Genomic DNA, 14,415 nt, shown 5'->3' on the forward strand with positions numbered 1-14,415 from the left:
GCATTCGAGAAATCCGGTGCAGCTAGGTCACCAGATGCAAGAGTCGGCGCGGTTCACCCTGATTGGCCGCCAACGCAGCGTCGACGGTGATCGCGGCAGGTAGACCACCGCCGGGATCGCAGATCCGGAGCACCCGGGACACGGCAGCACTGGGGACCATCGCCCATCGCACGGCAGCCTTCGCGCAACGCACATTCATCATGTGCAGCGTCGAAAACCCTTCGGTACCAAAAAATGAAACGCCACTGAGGTCGAGTACCAGGTACTGACTCTGCAGAGCCACCCGCAGCGCGTAATCGGCGAGTTTGGCGGCGTTGGCCGCGTCGATCTCACCGTCGGCGCGGATGACCGCGGAGTCCGCGGACGGCCAGTGGGTGGTGAAACGGGCGTTCGGGCATTCCAGCGTCACGGGCGGCAGCGCCGACTCGGAGGACGAGGGGTCCTCGGTGACTTCAACAACAGACATTCTGACTCCATCAGTCGCAACTTCGTACTGTGGATCGCGTCAAGTGCCCTGGCGCTCTGGACCAAACTGACGTTTCCGGCGGCTGTGAACTCAACCTGCGATAACCGTAGCCTGCGACCGGTTGCCATGTCACTTGATTGCATCGTTCTCATCGTCGCAACGACGGCCATGTTCGTTACACAGCGGCCACGGGTTGTTCCACGCCGACGCGGTCGATAGTCAGGAAAGGCCCTGCTACATGCGGTTTACGCACGAGCCAATTCCAGCGCGCCACCGGACCCCGCGCCATGTCCGGTAGCTACTCCCCGGTAAGTTATTACTTAGAAATCCCTTAAGATTGGACCGGCTTTGTTTGCCGCAGCGCTTCGGTGGGTACTGGCCGTGCGTGCACGGGACGTCGGATAATCACACCGGGCTCGAGCGGCGCCCCCAGGGCGTCGACGATGCTTCGGTCGAAGCGGCCGGCAAGGTTTCGGAAGCGCTGGAGACCGTCGAGCGGGCCCGTGGTGCCCTGTATACGTTCCACCAGTTGATGGGACACGCCGATCTGCAGTTGGGCGAAGCAGTGCAGAAACTACGCGCCGCCGGGCACCAGGACGCCGCGCAACGACTCGAAACAGAGGTCGTCGGCCGTAACGTGCTCTTCGGCCGCTGGACCTTTCAGATCGTCGAGGAATTCGACGACAACTACTGGTCTGTGCTCCGTTCCCACGAACAAGCGGTCCGCGAGCGGCTCACTGCGGGGATCCGCCATGTCTACGAGGCAGAGATGAAAGCGACCCGGCGCACACCGGGCCAGCCCGGTCACGAGGCCACTCCGGCAGACGAATGCTATTGACGTCACAGTCAGTTTGACGGGCCGCGACGCGGGTACCCCTGCACTCAACTAACGCCAAGGAGGCGACATGGCCAACACCACAAACCCCAGCTTTGCGCCGACTGGAGACGACGATCCCGGCGCGGCCAACGCGTTGACCGACTGGACCGCAGCAGACAGTGGCGGAACTCCGCCGTTCGGCGATCCCGACCAGCATCTTTACGGCGGCAGCGGTGCCAATTGGTCGGTTCCGAGCCCCTCAGCTAACGCCGGCGATTCGTCGTACGAAGGCCGCCATCGCGCTACCGAATAAGTGATCACGGGGTTCGTCCACCGCTGTGCGGCCCGCCAACGCAGTAGCTAGGTTGTTGCAACCGCCCTTGATCGAGATCCACGGCGATCCAGGACTAGCCCTATCGAAAGATGTGCAGACATGACCGCTCGACGTAAGCGAATCACGACGTGACCAAAGCCATCCCCGCTGCCGCAGCGGAAATCTGGCCCGGCAAGGCCTACCCGCTCGGAGCCACCTATGACGGGTCTGGCACCAACTTTGCAGTGTTCAGCGAGGTGGCCGAGCGCGTCGAACTGTGTCTCTTCGACGCCGACGGCGCCGAGACCCGGGTGACGCTGCCAGAAGTGGACGGATTCGTCTGGCATGGCTTCCTGCCGAACGTGGAGTCCGGTCAGCGATATGGCTACCGCGTGCACGGTCCGTACAACCCGGCCGAAGGCCAGCGCTGCAATCCCAACAAACTGTTGCTCGATCCCTACTCAAAGGCCATCGACGGCTCCTTCGACTGGGATCAATCGCTGTTCGGCTACAACTTCGGCGAACCGGATAGCCGCAACGATGAAGATTCCGCGGCGAGCATGCCGAAGTCCGTCGTCATCAACCCCTATTTCGACTGGGGTGTGGACCGGCCGCCACAGCGCGAGTACGCCGATTCCATCATCTATGAAGCGCATGTCAAGGGACTGACCGAGACGCACCCTGACGTTCCCGAGCAGAGCCGCGGAACTTACGCCGGCATCGCGCACCCGGCGATCATCGAGCACCTCAAGACGGTCGGCGCCACTGCCATCGAACTGATGCCGGTGCACCACTTCGCCAATGACTCCACGCTGATCGACAAGGGACTGTCGAATTACTGGGGTTACAACACCATCGGATTCTTCGCACCGGACTCGAAGTACTCGACCATGAGTGCCACGCCGGGCAACCAGGTGCAGGAATTCAAGTCCATGGTGCGCACGCTGCACGAGGCGGGTATCGAGGTCATCCTCGATGTGGTCTACAACCACACCGCAGAGGGCAACCACATGGGACCGACTGTCTCCATGCGCGGGATCGACAACGCGGCGTATTACCGCCTGGTCGACGATGACAAGCGCTACTACATGGACTACACCGGTACCGGAAACAGTCTCAATGTGGGGCATCCACATTCACTGCAGCTCATCATGGACTCGCTGCGCTACTGGGTCACCGAAATGCACGTCGACGGATTCCGTTTCGACCTGGCCTCGACGTTGGCGCGTGAGTTCTACGACGTTGACAAGCTATCGACGTTCTTCGAACTCGTGCAACAAGATCCGACCGTCAGCCAGGTCAAGCTCATCGCCGAGCCGTGGGATGTCGGGCCGGGCGGCTACCAGGTCGGCAACTTCCCGCCCCAGTGGACGGAGTGGAACGGCAAGTACCGCGATACCGTCCGCGACTTCTGGCGCGGTGAGGATGCCAGCCTGGGCGAATTCGCCTCTCGCCTGACTGGATCGGCCGACCTCTACGAGCACACGGCGCGACGACCGGTGGCCTCGATCAACTTCGTGACGGCACATGACGGCTTCACCTTGCGGGATCTGGTGTCCTACAACGAAAAGCACAACGATGCCAACGGCGAGGACAACAACGACGGCGAGTCCAACAACCAGTCCTGGAACTGCGGCGTCGAGGGTCCGACCGACGATCCCGAGATCAACGCGCTACGTGGTCGCCAACAACGCAACTTCATCACCACGACCCTGTTGTCGCAGGGGGTACCGATGCTGTGTCACGGTGACGAGCTGGGCCGGACCCAGGGCGGTAACAACAACGGCTACTGCCAGGACAACGAGATCACCTGGATCAACTGGGATGAGGTCGATACCGACCTGCTGGCATTCACCCAGTCGGTGTCGTCGCTGCGGGCGGCACACCCCGTGTTCCGGCGGCGGCGGTTCTTCGACGGGCTGCCGGTTCGGATTCGCGGGTCTGAACGCCTGCCGGACATCTCCTGGTTCGCCCCCGACGGCTCCGAGATGAGCGATGAGGACTGGGATTCCGGATTCGGTAAATCGGTCTCGGTGTATCTCAACGGTCACGGCATTCCTGATCTCGATCCGCGCGGACAGCGCGTCACCGACGATTCGTTTGTGCTGTGCTTCAACGCCCATCACGAGCCGATCGAATTCACCATGCCGCCCAAGGAATTCGGGCAAGCCTGGATCGCGGTCATCGATACCGCAGCGGGGCCGGGCGACTCCGATGATGTCAAACCTGTTACCGCCGGGGAGCAGATACAGGTCGAGGCACGCGCGATGATCGTCCTGCAGGCGGCGCCGGAATCTGACTAGGCCGGCGCCGAACTGGCCAGGATCGCCACGTTGGTCGACGAACGGTGATACTCATGGTGCGCATGGATGCCGTAGCGGGAGGTGAGCTGTGATCTGGCTGCTGCAGATTCCCGCGCCCATCCTGGGTTTCCTCTGGGTCGCGGTGGTCGTCGGGGTCTCCATCGGCGGGCTCGTGGTGTTTCGCAAAGCCGTATCGCATACACGCCTGGAGAACGCGAACGCGGTCTCTGGCACGGTATTCCAGCTTGCCGGCGTCCTCTATGCGGTGTTGGTCGCCTTCCTGGTGGTGGTCGTGTGGGAACAGTTCGGCGACGCCGAAGACGCCTCAGGAGCCGAGGCCAGCGCGATCTCCGATCTACTGCGCGATTCCGCTGCCCTGCCCCCAGAATCTCGAGTACCGGTACAGCAGAGCCTCATCGCATACACCAATAGCGTCATCGACGACGAATTCCCGCGGATGCGCCGTGGCGAGACCATCGACGAGGAGTCCGAGCCACTCACCGCCGTCTGGGACAGCTACCTCGATGTTCAGCCCGAGTCGCGCAACGAGATCGCATTCTTCGATCACGCCATCGTCCGGCTGAACGATCTCAACGCCAACCGTAAGTTGCGGGTCTCCACCGGCGAAGCGTCGATCCCCGGCGAGCTGTGGGTCTTGTTACTGGGCGGCGGAGGTGTGGTGATGGCGTTCACGTTCCTGTTCGGCACCCGCGATCTGCTGGTGCACGCACTTGCGGTGGGACTCACCGCGGCCCTGATGGGGTTCGTGATGTACCTGATCTTTGCGCTCGAGCATCCCTACGTCGGCGCTCTCTCGGTGCAACCCAGTGCCTACGAGAATGTTCTCGAGGTCTGGTCGCACCACCGGACCCCGTAGTAGACACTTTCCAGAAACTGCTCACCGCGCGGGGCTGTTCGCCTAACCTTCTGCGGGTGACGCGTAACCCACACGCCGGTGAGCCGTTCACCTCCTCCGATGCCGAGATCGCCGCAGCGCTGGAAGATGTCTCCATCCCGGCACTGCTGCTGTCCTGTGTACACATGAGTGGCGATGCCGCCCTACTGGACGGACCGCTTCGACCGGCGGGCATCTTCCTCAACGAAGTCCAGGGCTACATGTCCGAAGACGATAAAGCCGCCGCCCGGAGGCTGGCGCTGGGCATCATCTGCGACTACCGCGACCGCGGCTGCCCCGAACCTGCTCCGGTGGACGCCGCCCAACTGCAGCGGATGATGAACTTTCTGGCCTGCGCCGAAGTGCCCGACGAGTACGTGCCGATGATGCTCGAGGAGATGGAGCTCGACGGCCGGGACTCCCGCGGCACCGCGTTCGAATCAAGCCCGGCTGCGCGCGCGGATTTCCCGGTGGTCGTGATCGGCTGTGGCCAGTCTGGACTGCTGGCCGCAATCCGCTTGCAGCAAGCGGGAATTCCATTCACCGTCATCGAGAAGAATCCCGGCGTCGGCGGCACCTGGTGGGAAAACAGCTATCCCGGTGCCCGGGTGGATGTCGGTAACCACTTCTACTGCTACAGCTTTGAGCCCGATGACCACTGGACGGAGTTCTTCGCCCAGCAGCCCGAACTGCAGGCCTACTTCCAGGGCGTGATGGAACGCCACGACATCACCGAACACGTCCGGTTCAACACGCGGGTGCTCAGCGCAACCTGGGATGAGAACACCGCGACCTGGTCGGTGACGGTGGCCAACCCCGACGGCACCGAAGAAACGCTGGTGGCACGCGCAGTCATCAGCGCGGTCGGCCAGCTCAACACCCCGTTCGTCCCGACCTTCGATGGTGCGGAATCCTTTGCGGGACCGGCATTTCACACTGCCCGCTGGGATCACGACGTCGATCTGGCGGGTAAGGACGTCGTGATGGTCGGCGCAGGAGCGACAGGTTTCCAGGTGGCCCCTGCCATCGCCGACAAGGTCGGACGACTCACCGTCTTCCAGCGGACCGCACAGTGGATGTTCCCCAACCCGAACTATCACAGCGCCGTCGGCCCCGGTGTGCAGTGGGCGTTGCGGCACCTGCCGTTCTACGGCCGCTGGTACCGATTTTTGATCTTCTGGCCGGGGTGCGACTCCGGGTTGGCCGCGGCCAAGGTCGATCCCGACTTCCCCGATCAGCAGCGCGCGGTCAGCGAAATCAACGACCTGGCCAGAATGATGTTCACCGAATGGATCTCAAGTCAGGTCGACGGCAACCCCGAACTGTTGGCCAAGGTCGTTCCCGACTATCCAGCCACCGGTAAACGCACCCTGCAGGACAACGGCAGTTGGCTGCGCACCCTTACCCGCGACAACGTCGAACTGGTCCGTACCGGCATCGACCACATCGAGCCCGACGCCGTGATCGCCGCAGACGGCGCCCGGTACCCGGCCGACGTGCTGATCTACGCCACCGGATTCCGGGTCAATGACCTACTGACTTCGGTGAAAGTGTTCGGTCGTAACGGAATTGAACTTCAGCAGAGCTGGGGCAAACGACCGGCAGCGTACCTGGGCATCACGGTGCCCGGCTTCCCGAACTTCTTCTGCCTGTACGGGCCTGGTACCAACCTGGCCAGCGGCGGCAGCCTGATTTTTCATTCCGAATGCGAGGTGCGCTACATCATGGGTTGCCTCGACCTCCTGATTGCCTCCCAAACCTCTGGCAAGCAAGCGATGGAACCGCGCCAGGACCGCTATGACGAATGGTACGAGCGGTGCCAGGCCGAGTTGAAGACGCTGGTGTGGTCACAGCCGACCATCAAACACAGCTTCTACAAAAACGAGGACGGTGTGGTTCATGGCCTGAGCCCGTGGCGCCTCGTCGATTACTGGACGTGGACCCGTACCCCAGAGCCCGACGACTTCGTGATGAACTGAGCCATATGCGTACCGTTGTGATCGACAGCCCCGGCCAGATCCGGGTCGATACCCGCCCCGATCCAGAACTGCCAGGGCCTGATGGCGCGATCATCGCCGTGGCCACCACCGCGATCTGCGGGTCGGATCTGCACTTCTATGAAGGCGACTATCCGTTGTTCGAGCCGGTACCGCTCGGCCACGAGGCCGTCGGCACCGTCGTCGAAGTCGGACCGGACGTGCGGACGGTCTCAGTCGGCGATCTGGTTCTGGTGTCATCGGTCGCGGGCTGCGGCGCCTGTATCGGCTGCGCCACCAATGATCCGATCCAGTGCCTGTCGGGGCCGAAGATCTTCGGTTCCGGTGCACTGGCCGGTGCGCAATCGGACTTGCTCGCGGTACCCGGTGCTGATTTTCAATTGCTGCGTATCCCAGAAGGTATCGACACCGAAGAGGCGCTGCTGCTCACCGACAACCTGGCGACCGGCTGGGCCGGCGCACAGCGCGCCGATATCCCGCCCGGCGGCACCGTCGTGGTGATCGGCCTCGGCGCGGTCGGCCTGTGCGCGGTGCGCAGCGCGATCGCCCAGGGTGCCGGCCAGGTCTTCGCAGTGGACCCCGTCAAGGGCAGGCGCCAGCGCGCCGCCGCCGCCGGGGCCACCCCGCTGGATCCGGCGGCACTCGACGCGGCGCTGGCTGACGCCACCGGCGGCCGTGGTGCGGCATCGGTGATCGACGCGGTCGGCAACGATACGACGATGACCGCGGCCCTGACCTGTGTCCGCCCGGGCGGCACCGTCTCGGTGGTCGGAGTCCACAATATGGACCCGTTTCCGTTTCCCGCGTTGATGAGCTTGGTCCGCAGCGTCACCCTGCGGATGACCACCGCACCCGTGCAGCGCACCTGGCCAGAGCTGATCCCCCTGATCCAGTCCGGCCGACTCGACACCAGCGGGATTTTCACCCACTCGATGTCATTGGACGAAGCCCCGGCGGCCTATGCGGCGGTGGCTGCCAGGTCGGCGGATTGCGTCAAGATCGCGCTCACACCATAGAACGGTGCGTCAATGTTGATTTCAGACAGTGATATTCACGCAATCGGGCCGTCATCAAATGTTCCCCGTGGAGTCGTGGGACTGGTCAGCGGGGCCACCGACCAGTTCGACAGTTCAGAAGGCCCAAGAATGCGGTGCCGGGTCTGGCCGGCGGTATAGAACGTGAATTTGGTTGCGTTGTAACACTGTTCGAAGCAGTCAAACGCGCTGCCGTCTCCGTCGAAGCTCACACCGCGGACCCGAACGACCATATCGCGATCGCTCAGCGTCAACTGCTGCGCTTCCCACCGGCTCGGCTTATCGACCTCGAACGCCTGCTCGGTATAGACGTCAGTGAAGCCGTACTGCTCTTCTAAGAATCGGTATAAGGACTCACCTCTGGCAAGGCGATCCTGGTCGATAGCGGGCACGCGGCTCAGCGGGAGCACGGCGCGCTCGAGGATCTTGTCGGTCCCGTCGATGCTGCGTTTGCGCCAGATCTCCCACACGGGTTGCCCCGGTTCGACGCTGAGCGCAGTGGCAATCGTTTTGCTGGGCAATCCGACGGTGACGCCGATCAATGATGTCGTCAGCGGGGGGATGGCCCCGTCGTCGATCAACGTGTGCAGTAGTTCACCGGGGCGAGTGGGATCGCTGGCGATCCGTGGCTTTGCCACGAAGGTGCCGATCCCCTGGTGCCTGACGATCTTGCCGGCCCGCTCTAATTCGTCGAGCGCGCGGCGCACCGAAATCGCGCTGACCTCTGCGATCTCAGCGAGCTCCGTGGTCGACGGGAGCCGGTCACCCGGCGATAACCCACGGTCGGCCACGATGTCCAAGACAAGGTCATACACCTGCTGGTAACGCAGTTTTCGGCCTGAAAGTGGCGCCCCGCCCTGCACTGCTGGCATCTCTCCCCATCGCATCGTGTCGGCGACCGACTGTCTACATACTAACTATCAACATTTTGCGCGGGTGCCGATACGCCCATCCGGCTTGGTCAGCGCGTCAGAAAAGAAAAGTAAACGCAACACTTCCGAAACAGTAGACCAATACGCTCCACTCATCTTAGTGTGTATACAGACTATGAAGAGAGGCTGGCGAAGGCGATGGGGAATATGGATCGGCGGTCGTTTTTCAAGACTTCCGCAGTGGTCACTTTGGCCGTCGGCGGCGCGGCAGCACTAGCCGCCTGCGCTCCGAAGACGGCGACCAGCACGGTGCTGCGGGTGGGTTCGACCACAGATATCGACTCGTTGAACCCGTTCACGGCGTTCTCGACTCAGTCCTACGACGTCTTCCAGCTGATGTACGACAAGCTGATGGACTATGACGCCAAACTGAACATCGTTCCGGGCCTGGCTACCAGCCTCGACACCAGCGACGGCGGCCGAACGCACACCTTCACCCTGCGCTCCGGGGTCAAATGGCAAGACGGGCAGGACTTTACCGCCGACGATGTGGTGTTCACCTTCCTCATGGTCCGCGACAACAACTACGGCACCTTCGGCGCCTACTTCACCGACCTCAATGAGGTTGTCAAAGTCGCCGACAACCAGGTCCGCCTGACCTACTCCACACCGCAGACAATCAACCCCGGCGTGATCATGCCGATTGTCCCCAAGCATCTATGGGCCGGTGTGTCCAAAGACGACCTACCCAAGTACGCCAACGAGAAGCCCATCGGCACTGGGCCGTTCAACTTCGTATCGTGGGAAAAGGGTCAAACCGTAACAGTCACCCGCAATGACTCGTGGTGGGGTGAGCGGCCCGCCGCGCAGAAGGTGACCTGGACAAAATTCGGCAGTGACGACATCGTCACCCAGGCGCTGCGCAACGGGGACATCGACATCGTCGCTGAAATCCCACCCACCATCTACACCGCCATGCAGACCGCGTCCGACATCAAATGTCAGGAGCTGGAGTCTTTCTCATTCCACATGATCGGATTCAACTGCTCGACCGCGGCCGGATCGAAAGGCAATGCGTTGCTGCGCGATCAGGTGGTCAGACAAGCCCTCAGTTGCGCGGTCAGCCGCCAGCAACTCGTCGAGCTCGCGCTCAGCGGTTACGGTGAACCCGGCGCCGACCTGCTCCCGCCGGCCTTCGGCGATTTTCACTTCTCGCCAGCACCGGATGCCTTGCTGGACAACAATCCCGGTAAGGCCAAGGCCCTGCTCGACGGTGCCGGTTACACAGACCGCAATGGCGACGGCGTGCGTGAATCTACTGACGGCGTGCCGATGGATTTCCGAATTCTGGCCATCGCCGACACCGCGGTTGACGTCAAGGCCGCTGAACTGTTCACCACCGCAGCCAAATCGGTTGGCATCACGCTGCGACTGTCCACCACCGATGCCGACACCATGGGCTCAACGGTGTACAACACCGACGCACCGGACTGGGACATCATGGTCTGGGGCTGGGACTCGGAGTTCTATGACCCGTCCTATCTCTTGGGCTTGGCAACCACCGATCAGATCGGTGGCAATAACGACACGTTCTGGACCGATCCGCGCTACGACGAGCTCTATGCCAAGCAGGCTTCCACGATCGACCATGCCGCCCGGGTGGCGCTGGTGCAGCAGATGCAAGCCATGCATTACGAGGCCTGCCCGTACATCGTGATGTGGTATCAGAAGAAGCTCACTGGCACACGGTCCAATACCTGGGCTGGCTGGCAACCCATCAACGGCGGGTTGATCCTCAACTTCCCGCGTGTCAACTACCTCGACGTGTTGCCCGCCTGACGCCGAGGCCGAACATCCCATGCCGCGCTATCTCGCGCAGAAACTGACGTACCTGGTGGTCACTCTGATCGCCGTCCTGGTAACCAATTTCGTCCTTTTCCACCTCATGCCGGGCGACCCGGTCACCCACATCGCCCGCGGTCAGCATCTGGACGCAGCGGCGATCGCGCAACTGCGTAGCTACTACGGTCTGGACCGATCGATGACTGAGCAGTTCATCACCTATGTCACCCACCTGGTACGTGGCGACCTCGGCTACTCCTTCACCTACCAAGCCGCCGTCGGCCCGATCGTGCTCAAAGCCCTTGGCAACACCTTGATCTTGGTGACGGTATCGACCTTGCTGGTGATAGGTATCGGCGTGCTGGTCGGCGTTTACGCGGCAGCAAGACGCGGAACCCGCACCGATGGAACACTTGTCATCGGATCGCTGGTCTTTTGGAGTCTGCCCACGTTCTGGGTGGGCATGCTGCTCATCTTCGTCTTCGCGGTGGCATTGGGCGCGCTGCCCATCGCCGGTATGTACACCGCGGATGCCATCTATCCGACGTTCTTCGCCCGGCTTTCCGACCTCGCCCGCCACCTTGTGCTGCCGACGGTCGCGATGGTGCTTGTCGATGTCGCACAGTTCGTATTGATCACTCGCAGCTCGTTGATCTCGACTCTCTCAGAAGATTTCATGACAACCGCGCGGGCAAAGGGACTGTCCCCACGCCGGGTGCTTTGGCGACACGGGGTGCGCAACGCCCTGCTGCCTGTCGTCACTGCGACCACGCTGTATGCCAGCGCCACCGTCGGCGGCACGATCCAGGTCGAGACGGTGTTCTCGTGGCCGGGTATGGGCCAGCTGATCTACCTGTCCGTGTTGCGCCGCGACTACCCCGTCATGGAGGCATGCTTCTTGATCTTCGCAATCGTGGTCGTGCTGGCCAACTTCGCCAGCGATATCGTCTACCGACGCCTCGACCCGCGGGTCCGACTGACATGACCAATCCCGTCATCGAACCCAATAAAGCCATCACCGGCTGGCGTGGCATCCCTGGTCAGGTGTGGCGTGATCCCATCGGGCGCACCGGTAGCGTCATGGTGGCCGTCGTGGTCATGATCGCCATTGCAGGCCCGCTGCTGGCTCCCTACGACCGTGGCGCGGTCGCCGCGTCGCGGACCGGAATCCTGCAGCCGCCCAACGCCACTCACCTGCTGGGTACCGACGAGTTGGGCCGCGACGTGCTACGCCAGGTACTGGCAGGGGCGTCGGTGTCGCTGGAGATCGGCATCATCGCCACGCTCATCACAGTGTTCCTGGGCACCCTCGTCGGCGCCTTGGCCGGATGGTTCACCGGTTTCGTCGACGCGGTGCTGATGCGCATCACCGACTTCTTCCTGGTGTTGCCCAACCTGCCGTTGATGATCGCGCTCGGTGCGGCAATCGGGCAGAGCCTCACCACCATCGTCATGGTCATCGCGGTGACCAGCTGGCCAAGCACCGCGCGGATCGTGCGCTCACAGGTCCTCGAATTACGCGAGCGTGAGGTCGTCGCTCGGGCCCGCACCGTCGGGCTGTCGTCACTGGGCATTCTCGTGCGCCTCATCCTGCCAGGGGTGATGGCATTGGTGATCGCCAATGTTGTGCTGGTCATCGCCGGCTCGATCCTGGCCGAAGCGACGCTGTCCTTTCTCGGCCTCGGTGACCCGACCCGAACCTCATGGGGCCAAATCCTGCACAATGCCTTCGTTTCAGGCGCGGTCGGCAACGGCTACTGGTGGTACTTCCTGCCACCGGGTATCGGAATCGTCGCGGTGGTGCTGGCGTTCTCACTCGTCGGCCAGAGCGCCGAACGCATCCTCAACCCGAAGCTGGCGGTTGCCCAATGAGTCTTCTGGAGATTCGCAATCTTTGCGTCAGCTACCACACCAATGGCACCGAGGTGCAGGCGGTACAGGGTGTCGATCTCGACATCAGCGCCGGCGAAGTGGTGGGTCTAGCCGGTGAGTCCGGCTGCGGCAAAAGCACATTGGCCCTGGCAGCGGCCCGGCTACTGCCACGCGGCACCTCACTGCGCGCCGACACCCTGCGTTTCGGTACGACGAACCTACTCGACGTCACCGACGCTGAGCTTCGTTCGCTGCGCTGGCAGCGGCTGTCTGTGGTGTTTCAAGGGGCGATGAACGGTTTGAATCCGGTCATGACAGTCGGCGCGCAGATCGCCGAGGCGATCCGCAGCCATGACCGGGATGTGAACCGTCGCGTCGTCCGTGATCGGGTGGACGAGCTACTCGCCCAGGTCGGCATCGCGCCGCGTCGCGGGACTGATTACCCTCACCAGTTCTCCGGTGGGATGAAGCAGCGCGCCATGATCGCGATGGCCCTGGCGTGTCAGCCCGAGCTGGTGATCGCCGACGAACCGACCACCGCGCTCGACGTCATGAGCCAGGCGCAGATCCTGGAGTTGATTCGAAGGCTGGCCGACGAACTGGGCCTGGCGATGCTGATCATCTCCCACGATTTGACGGTGTTGGCCGAGCTCTGCGACCGAATGGCGGTGATGTACGCGGGTCGCATCGTCGAATACGGTTCCTCTGCAGCGGTATTGGCTTCTACAGCGGGGCCAGCTCATCCATACACCCGACGCCTGCTGGACTGCTATCCACGCCTGGGCGCTGGGCGTGCGTCGATCACCGGAATTCCGGGTAACCCGCCCGATCTGGCGTACCCGCCGGCCGGCTGCCGGTTCCATGACCGATGCGATGTGCGGTTGGAGCGCTGCGGCACTGACGATCCCGCGCTGCGCTCGGTGCCAGGTCCCGCTGCCATGGGCCACGCTGCGGCCTGCCATCTCGTCAGTTCCGCCTCGGAGCTGGCCTCATGACGGCCCCGGTGGTGGCCGAGGTCTGTGACCTGCGAGTGCACTTCACGGTCGGCGCCGGTCGACACCGTGCATTGGCACGCGCCGTCGACGGCGTGAGCCTGATCATTCACGAACGTGAGATTGTCGCTCTCGTCGGTGAATCCGGCTGCGGGAAAACCACTGTCGCACGCACCATCATGCGCCTACAAGACGCCACCGCCGGCACGGTCACCATTGACGGGGTGGACGTGACCAACGTCCGCGGCCGTCGCCTGCGCCGGTTGCGACGAACCTTCCAGATGATCTTCCAAGATCCGTTCGAGAGCCTGCCCAGTAACGCCACCGCTTTGGGCGTGGTCGCCGAGGGGTTACGCATCCACCGGCCGCAGTTATCAGCGGAGCAGCGCCGCGCTGCGGCGATCGCCGCGCTGGATTCATGCGGCCTGGCACCCGCAGCGACCGTGGCTGGTCGACGGATATTCGCCCTCTCCGGGGGGCAGCGCCAACGGGTGGCCATCGCCGCCGCCCTTGCTGTGGAACCGCGGTTGCTCGTCGCCGACGAGCCGGTGTCCATGCTCGATGTGTCACTGCGCGCCGGCATCATTCGCGTACTACTCGATCTGCGCGAAAGACTTGGAGTGGCAACACTGTTCATCACCCATGACCTTGCGTTGGCCGGCGTGTTGGCTGACCGGGTGGCGGTGCTGTACCTCGGCAAGATCGTCGAGGAGGGCCCGGCAGGGGACGTCATCGCTCACCCCGGCCACCCCTACACGCGCGCGCTCGTCGAGGTGATGCCCAAACCCGGTGGTCTGCGCCGAAGCCGAACGCTGCTCACCGGTGAGCCGCCCAATGCCACCGACGCACCGGGTGGCTGCCGGTTCGCCCCTCGTTGTCCGCTGCGCCGTGAGCTCGGTGATCCGCAGCGCTGCCTGACCGAAGAACCTGTGCTGCGAATGGCTCAGGGATCCACCGAAAACCCCGGCGGTGCGCACCGCGTTGCCTGCCATTTCCCGTAAGCCAGCTCAGT

13 protein-coding genes are annotated in these 14,415 nt (G+C 63.0%); 11 read left to right on the forward strand and 2 right to left on the reverse strand.

The window, feature by feature from the left end; all coding sequences use genetic code 11:
• Positions 1-22: 22 nt before the first annotated feature.
• A complete protein-coding gene (locus ADBZ9O_RS00265) occupies positions 23-466 on the reverse strand; it encodes an STAS domain-containing protein (RefSeq protein ID WP_526527492.1) in 444 nt (147 codons plus the stop codon).
• 385 nt (positions 467-851) lie between these two features.
• Between ADBZ9O_RS00265 and ADBZ9O_RS00270 the strand changes: the two genes are divergently transcribed.
• The 6 genes from ADBZ9O_RS00270 to ADBZ9O_RS00295 all read left to right on the forward strand — a co-directional run bounded on the left by ADBZ9O_RS00270 (position 852) and on the right by ADBZ9O_RS00295 (position 7,807).
• Positions 852-1,304, forward strand: a complete 453-nt coding sequence (locus ADBZ9O_RS00270) for a hypothetical protein (RefSeq protein ID WP_526527493.1) — start codon at positions 852-854, stop codon at positions 1,302-1,304.
• A 67-nt stretch (positions 1,305-1,371) separates the two neighbouring features.
• On the forward strand, positions 1,372-1,596 hold the full coding sequence (locus tag ADBZ9O_RS00275) for a hypothetical protein (RefSeq protein ID WP_526527494.1): 225 nt from the start codon (positions 1,372-1,374) through the stop codon (positions 1,594-1,596).
• A gap of 149 nt (positions 1,597-1,745) precedes the next feature.
• A complete protein-coding gene (gene glgX, locus ADBZ9O_RS00280) occupies positions 1,746-3,899 on the forward strand; it encodes a glycogen debranching protein GlgX (protein ID WP_526527495.1) in 2,154 nt (717 codons plus the stop codon).
• Between the two features lie 88 nt (positions 3,900-3,987).
• On the forward strand, positions 3,988-4,776 hold the full coding sequence (locus tag ADBZ9O_RS00285) for a bestrophin-like domain (protein WP_526527496.1): 789 nt from the start codon (positions 3,988-3,990) through the stop codon (positions 4,774-4,776).
• A 56-nt stretch (positions 4,777-4,832) separates the two neighbouring features.
• Entirely contained in the window at positions 4,833-6,773 is a 1,941-nt protein-coding gene (locus ADBZ9O_RS00290; protein ID WP_526527497.1) for a flavin-containing monooxygenase, read from the forward strand.
• A 5-nt stretch (positions 6,774-6,778) separates the two neighbouring features.
• Positions 6,779-7,807 carry a zinc-binding dehydrogenase gene (locus ADBZ9O_RS00295; protein WP_526527498.1) on the forward strand — a complete coding sequence of 343 codons (1,029 nt, stop codon included), beginning with the start codon at positions 6,779-6,781 and terminating at the stop codon, positions 7,805-7,807.
• 35 nt (positions 7,808-7,842) lie between these two features.
• Here the strand turns inward: ADBZ9O_RS00295 and ADBZ9O_RS00300 are convergent, their stop codons facing one another.
• Positions 7,843-8,697 carry a GntR family transcriptional regulator gene (locus ADBZ9O_RS00300; RefSeq protein WP_526527499.1) on the reverse strand — a complete coding sequence of 285 codons (855 nt, stop codon included), beginning with the start codon at positions 8,695-8,697 and terminating at the stop codon, positions 7,843-7,845.
• 240 nt (positions 8,698-8,937) lie between these two features.
• Between ADBZ9O_RS00300 and ADBZ9O_RS00305 the strand changes: the two genes are divergently transcribed.
• The 5 genes from ADBZ9O_RS00305 to ADBZ9O_RS00325 are packed head-to-tail and all read left to right on the forward strand — an operon-like array spanning position 8,938 to position 14,404.
• The gene (locus tag ADBZ9O_RS00305; protein ID WP_526527500.1) at positions 8,938-10,536 is read left to right on the forward strand and encodes an ABC transporter substrate-binding protein; all 1,599 of its coding nucleotides are present in this window, start codon (positions 8,938-8,940) and stop codon (positions 10,534-10,536) included.
• Positions 10,505-11,524 (forward strand): ABC transporter permease, encoded by a 1,020-nt coding sequence (locus ADBZ9O_RS00310; RefSeq protein WP_526527501.1) that lies wholly within the window; start codon positions 10,505-10,507, stop codon positions 11,522-11,524. Before ADBZ9O_RS00305 ends, ADBZ9O_RS00310 begins: the two co-directional genes overlap by 32 nt.
• Positions 11,521-12,411, forward strand: coding sequence for an ABC transporter permease (locus tag ADBZ9O_RS00315; RefSeq protein WP_526527502.1), 891 nt, complete (start codon positions 11,521-11,523; stop codon positions 12,409-12,411). The genes ADBZ9O_RS00310 and ADBZ9O_RS00315 overlap by 4 nt, the downstream gene beginning before the upstream one ends.
• Positions 12,408-13,406, forward strand: a complete 999-nt coding sequence (locus tag ADBZ9O_RS00320; protein ID WP_526527503.1) for an ABC transporter ATP-binding protein — start codon at positions 12,408-12,410, stop codon at positions 13,404-13,406. Before ADBZ9O_RS00315 ends, ADBZ9O_RS00320 begins: the two co-directional genes overlap by 4 nt.
• Positions 13,403-14,404: an oligopeptide/dipeptide ABC transporter ATP-binding protein gene (locus ADBZ9O_RS00325; RefSeq protein ID WP_526527504.1), complete on the forward strand. Its 1,002-nt coding sequence runs from the start codon at positions 13,403-13,405 to the stop codon at positions 14,402-14,404. Before ADBZ9O_RS00320 ends, ADBZ9O_RS00325 begins: the two co-directional genes overlap by 4 nt.
• Positions 14,405-14,415 lie beyond the last annotated feature (11 nt).

It is taken from the genome of Mycobacterium sp. (assembly GCF_965229105.1).
Lineage (GTDB): Bacteria > Actinomycetota > Actinomycetes > Mycobacteriales > Mycobacteriaceae > Mycobacterium.

Excerpts from the sequence above, each read along its gene's own strand:
- ADBZ9O_RS00275 (WP_526527494.1), top strand. The coding sequence starts at position 1,372 with ATGGCCAACACCACAAACCCCAGCTTTGCGCCGACTGGAGACGACGAT.
- ADBZ9O_RS00325 (WP_526527504.1), top strand. The coding sequence starts at position 13,403 with ATGACGGCCCCGGTGGTGGCCGAGGTCTGTGACCTGCGAGTGCACTTC.
- ADBZ9O_RS00315 (WP_526527502.1), top strand. The coding sequence starts at position 11,521 with ATGACCAATCCCGTCATCGAACCCAATAAAGCCATCACCGGCTGGCGT.
- ADBZ9O_RS00300 (WP_526527499.1), bottom strand. The coding sequence starts at position 8,697 with ATGCCAGCAGTGCAGGGCGGGGCGCCACTTTCAGGCCGAAAACTGCGT.
- ADBZ9O_RS00265 (WP_526527492.1), bottom strand. The coding sequence starts at position 466 with ATGTCTGTTGTTGAAGTCACCGAGGACCCCTCGTCCTCCGAGTCGGCG.
- ADBZ9O_RS00320 (WP_526527503.1), top strand. The coding sequence starts at position 12,408 with ATGAGTCTTCTGGAGATTCGCAATCTTTGCGTCAGCTACCACACCAAT.
- ADBZ9O_RS00295 (WP_526527498.1), top strand. The coding sequence starts at position 6,779 with ATGCGTACCGTTGTGATCGACAGCCCCGGCCAGATCCGGGTCGATACC.